The organism is Colwellia sp. BRX8-7, from assembly GCF_014077275.1.
Lineage (GTDB): Bacteria > Pseudomonadota > Gammaproteobacteria > Enterobacterales > Alteromonadaceae > Colwellia_A.
Genome location: NZ_JACGVP010000040.1, coordinates 1 through 5,067, shown reverse-complemented (window position 1 = coordinate 5,067; position 5,067 = coordinate 1). Strand labels below are relative to the sequence as shown.

Here is a 5,067-nt window from a genome sequence, read left to right as displayed (position 1 = left end):
AATTGGAATGGCTATATCAAAGCGATGGGGGGAATATTCACCCCGACTAGAAATCATCCGATTAAATTGCATTATGATGTAAATATAAATTTTGATACGGGGGAATGCTCACAAAGTTATTATGACGGTGAACTTGTCACAAAAGTGAAAGGGTTAATCTTTGAAGGTAAAGCCTTCATCACGCGAACGATGTCATGGAGACTACAGCGGGTTTTATAATACCTTTACCCCTCTAAAGCTATGTTTAGGGCTTTAACTATATTTGTAATAAAATTTTACGTATAAATACCTTTCAAAAAGGGCTTTAGTTATCAAATAGGCTTTAGCTTCAATCAAAAACAATCAACGATAGAAATTTTAGGCTTTAGTTAGTCGCCTGCCAGAATGGCAAAGATGCTTTTACTTGGAGTTCTGTAAATAACTGTACGGTTCATCAATATTGGAACGATAACAAGGTGCGTAAAGGATAAGTCAACTGGCTAATGTTCCTAACGGTGATCTTTCGCCTAAATGATTTGTGTTTAATATTGTAAGTGCTATCTTATTGAATATTACAAATTGACAGGGATATAGTTATGGTCAAGGTGGTTTTATTTATACTATCAATGATATTGGTTAATAAAACGTTAGCTGGAACAGTATATAAATGTACTGTTGATGGGATAATTAAATATAGTCAAATACCTTGTGGCGATGGCGAACCTGAGAAGGTGATAATATTAGATGTAATGTCTAATTCTATCAAGTCAACCCAAAAGCAACCTCAATCTACAACCAGTAATAATGACTACATTATCAAATCACATATCATCAGCAATAAGATAAAGCGCTCTGAAGCTAATATTAAAAAATACCAAAAGAAAATGGTAAGGGAATTAAATGTGCTTAAGGCTCGCACTTACAATGCTAACAATAACTTAGCTGGAGCTGTTTACCAAGATGCCTTGAGTACTGAGATGCTTGCGGTAACAAATAAATATCAGTCATTAATAGATACTGAAACTACAAATATCAATAGATTAAAGTTAAAAGCAAATGATTTAAAAAAATAATCATTATCTTATTTTAACATTTACTAGCGCGGTTACAGATATTTAAAATACAATGCCAAAAAATCTATATGACTATAATGGTGGCAAATCGGACTATTTACAGCGATAAATTCAAGCTAAAATTAAGGCCGCTTTGTATTAGTTAGCATTAGACTAATAATTATTTCATCACAGGTATTCGTAAATCAACAATGACTTCTTCGTGCCTTGAAACATAACGAGTTGAAAAACTTAATGTCTTCTTAAGAGCGATGAACGGTCGTTAATTTAATCATCAACAACCAATGAAGCAAGGATTATGAATAGAAAAGGACTAATAATACCATCTGGCACAATCATTACTGATTCAGGAAGAAGCACCCACTTTGGAGGATCTATTGACCCTGCTTTAATTCGAAATTGGGTTATGTTCTGGGATGAGTTTATATGCCCAGACAATAATATTGTATCTGCAGGATTGTCGCCAGAACTAGAGTTTTTACAACAAAACAATCTTCTTATTAGAAATAGAATTCCATTTTCTGGGGGCATTGGTAGTGGTGATTTTGGTAAGTTATTTCTTGCTGCACAAGAAATAACTTACATGCAAAAAAAGGTAGAGGAACCAGGGAAGTGGTCTATGGCGCAATCCGAAGGAATTATAATAGGCCAATGTAATTCACAAAATACAGAAGCATGTTTAGTCTTTAACTTGATAAATAGTATTCAATTACCTGATAGGTTAGTTCCTATAAATGAAATATTGGAATTCAAAGAGAAGCGACGAGATGAGTTATTAGCATTTCACTCTTATTTAGAAGATATTTATTTACGAGTGTCGGTGTCCAAAGATATCCCAAGATCTAAAACTCACGAATTAGCAAAGCTAGAACTTGCAATATCTGAGTATAATAAAACAGTACGAGAAAAATTCCCCAAGCGGTTATTAAGCTCACTAAGAATTATTCTTGACCGTTCGCTGCTTACTTCGGCAGGAATGGCCATGGGAGCTGCCAGTTTAGCTCCTTCTATAGGCTTACCTGCTTTGGGCGCAGGTGCAATGGTTGGGTCGGCATCATTCGCAATACAAAGTATTCTTACTGAACAAACTAAAAATACAGGAATGCATCCGTTGACATATGTTACAAAAATTGAAAGTGAATTGTTTTAAACTCTACAAATTGCTTAGGTCAGGTTTTGGCAAAGTGTTAATGTCTGCATTCTGCTCTAAAGTTACTAATCATCAAGCAAGATACTCTGAGCTTCTTGCTTCTGCTATGTGGCATTTAGAGATATTTTAGTGATATTGTTTAAGTAATGAATTTGCAAATCAATACGCTACACATGTGCTACAAATCAAGCGTAAGATTCATGTGTTTTTAATGTATATGGTTGATATTGCTTGCTTAGTTTTACATGTTGCAAGTCATTAATAGGGCGTTATGTATCTTATTAGTATCGGAGTCTAATGAAGCAGTTAAAAGCTCTATTAACGGGTGTTTTAGTAGCAATACAGGTTCTTCTATATTTTATAGGTTTCGTAATTCCTGTGAATATTGTTTTTGACTATTTTGAGGGAAAAAGCATCCAAGCTTACTTTACGTTAGAGTTTGTATTTAATTTTATCTCTCATCCATTAACTATAGGGTTGTTTTTGGTATTAACTCTTTTGTCTTGTGCCAATCAAATGGTAAAGCTTAAGCGTTCAGACACATAACAAGTTACTCAAACGGACGCTAAACAGTTGGCTAGCTTCGTTCCTCGCAATTTTAGCCAACAATTTTGCGCCGCTTAGTAAGGCGTTAGGGCTCAATACTATAAATATCAACTTGGAGAGTAAAATGAAAAGGATCTATTCAGCTATATTTGTTTGTAGCATGTTTTCAAATTTAGCTTTTGCAGAAGTTAATTCAGAAGACTTAAATAATATTCGTAACTTAGTTAAAAATGAGCAATATGAATTGGCTCTACAAAAACATGTCTGGTTTCACGAAGAATCTAAATCATCGTCTGGAATGGCTGGGGTAAGGCTGTCATATGCACTTTCAGCATGGTTGAAGTTGGGTGATAAATATCCACCCGCTTTGGATGAATTACGTAAAATTAGAGATAATAATAAAGATAAAATGTATTCTGGTACTGGAACTTTCAATAACTTTCATGATTTATCAGCCATTAATAGAGAACTGGGAGAAGAAACTCAAACGATTGAATTATTTTCAGTGTTAAGTGAAAGGTTTCCAGAGCAGGCAAAGAGTTTCTACCATGCTGTTGAAGATTTATTAATACAGAAACAAGAATTTAAGCTAGTAAAAATGTATATGGAAGATCCCATATTCAAGTATGAATCTTTACGCTATTCTCTAGAACAAAGCTTAAGTTATGATAGAAAAAATCCTGATTCTAGCTCCAAGGTAAGTCGTGATTATAATAATAATCGTTTTGTTGAGGAGACGATTAAACTTATTAATGCACTATTAATACTCGACAAAAAACTGGAAGCTATAGAAATTCACAGTAGAGCTACATCTTATTTCAAAAGTGAAAAACTTAAGGGAGCACTAGTTTCAACGCCCTAACAAGTTGCTTAAACGGAATAAAAACAGTTGGTTATCGCTTCGCGATTTTAACCAACCATTTTTATCCGCTTAGCAAGGCGTTAGGCTTATTAGAATATTTAGCATTTATCATCATTAAAGGATTTAAAATGATCAAACTACTATTTATCTGTTTCATATTTTGTACGTTAAACGCTTTTGCAGATGAAGCTTATGACTCAGGCACCAGTAAGGATATCCATTCAATTTACTGGCTTAACAAAAATCAAGATGGTGCAATTGTCTATGCAAAACATCATGGGTTTATTGAATTAAGGAACTTTATTGATACCGCTATTCTTACAAGCCACCAATTGAAAAATAGCAAATTCAATACAGAAACGGCAGAACAACTTTTATTAATGTTGCCTGCTTCAAAAAAATGGCTAGTTGTTTACTTTAATGAAGATAAAATTTCATATAATGGGAAAACCTATTTAGTTGATTCAAACACTATAAAAGAAATAACTCAAATGAATATCTACCGAATGAATAAAGGTGATTTAATTTCTAGTCACTTGTTAAATAAGGCTAAGAAATTGTTTGGTTCGTCGTAAAAAAAAGCCTAACAAGGCGTTCAAACGGACAAAAAACAGTTGGCTGTTTCACTTCGTTCACATTGTAGCCAACAATTTTTTGCCGCTTAACGTGGCGTTATAACCTTGGAGTAACCTCAAATTAATTTATCAAAAATCGGCGTTTGGGGAGCTGGGTTCATAATTGTAGGAGTAATATTATTTACTTTCGGATTTCCTGTATCTTTACTAGATGAAATAGAAACAAACAATATTGGCTATTTTCAAAAAGAAAATGACAAATATGGGGTTCAACTCGAACTATCGCCATTAGAAAATGAATTCTATATTGTTGCTGAGTTTGACGGGAAAACAAGAAATGACGGCTTAGATAGTATCAGTATTTTATTAAACAACGAATTAGGTGAAACTGAGAGATTAAAATTAACATCTAGTCGCTCAAGTACTAATGGGGCTATAAATTCTGGATGGTATGGTAAAAAGGTTATCATTGGATATTTTAATATAGATAGTAAAGCCAACTATCAATTACTTATAGATAAAGTGAATACCAAAGGCACCATAGATAATTTAGTTTTATCCATACATGCAAATTCGAATCGATTCTACGAAGGCTTTTTAATAATTTCAAGTATTGTCTTGTTTCTTTCTGGCCTTCTATTAGTTGGTATAGATATATTCAAATACGGTTATAACAAGCTGTTCAAGCGGGACAAATAACAGTTGGCTAGTTCCGCTTCGCTTCACATTTTAGCCAACTACAATTTGCCCCTTAACAGGGCGTTAGCCGTACCGAGAATTGTGATGAAAATTATAGATTGGTTTTGGAAAGTATTAACATTAATTATTATTGGTCTTTTAATGCTGAACCCTGAGTTTATCGTTATGAGCGCTTTCATAGAC

Annotated in this window: 5 protein-coding genes and 1 pseudogene; all 6 read left to right on the top strand. The window is 33.6% G+C overall.

Going from position 1 to position 5,067, the window contains the following annotated elements:
- Positions 1-219, top strand: a pseudogene (locus H4J57_RS19865) (hypothetical protein); the annotation flags it as partial.
- Positions 220-575: 356 nt separating this feature from the next.
- Positions 576-1,052 (top strand): hypothetical protein, encoded by a 477-nt coding sequence (locus H4J57_RS19010; protein ID WP_182243925.1) that lies wholly within the window; start codon positions 576-578, stop codon positions 1,050-1,052.
- Between the two features lie 298 nt (positions 1,053-1,350).
- Positions 1,351-2,202, top strand: a complete 852-nt coding sequence (locus tag H4J57_RS19005) for a DUF6236 family protein (RefSeq protein ID WP_182243924.1) — start codon at positions 1,351-1,353, stop codon at positions 2,200-2,202.
- A 297-nt stretch (positions 2,203-2,499) separates the two neighbouring features.
- Positions 2,500-2,748, top strand: coding sequence for a hypothetical protein (locus H4J57_RS19000; protein ID WP_182243923.1), 249 nt, complete (start codon positions 2,500-2,502; stop codon positions 2,746-2,748).
- Positions 2,749-2,872: 124 nt separating this feature from the next.
- A complete protein-coding gene (locus H4J57_RS18995) occupies positions 2,873-3,610 on the top strand; it encodes a hypothetical protein (protein WP_182243922.1) in 738 nt (245 codons plus the stop codon).
- 128 nt (positions 3,611-3,738) lie between these two features.
- Positions 3,739-4,185, top strand: coding sequence for a hypothetical protein (locus tag H4J57_RS18990; RefSeq protein ID WP_182243921.1), 447 nt, complete (start codon positions 3,739-3,741; stop codon positions 4,183-4,185).
- The last annotated feature ends 882 nt before the right edge of the window (positions 4,186-5,067 follow it).

Bases quoted from the DNA above. Each gene is read 5' to 3' on its own strand.
- H4J57_RS19010 (WP_182243925.1), top strand. From the start codon at position 576: ATGGTCAAGGTGGTTTTATTTATACTATCAATGATATTGGTTAATAAA.
- H4J57_RS19005 (WP_182243924.1), top strand. From the start codon at position 1,351: ATGAATAGAAAAGGACTAATAATACCATCTGGCACAATCATTACTGAT.
- H4J57_RS19000 (WP_182243923.1), top strand. From the start codon at position 2,500: ATGAAGCAGTTAAAAGCTCTATTAACGGGTGTTTTAGTAGCAATACAG.
- H4J57_RS18995 (WP_182243922.1), top strand. From the start codon at position 2,873: ATGAAAAGGATCTATTCAGCTATATTTGTTTGTAGCATGTTTTCAAAT.
- H4J57_RS18990 (WP_182243921.1), top strand. From the start codon at position 3,739: ATGATCAAACTACTATTTATCTGTTTCATATTTTGTACGTTAAACGCT.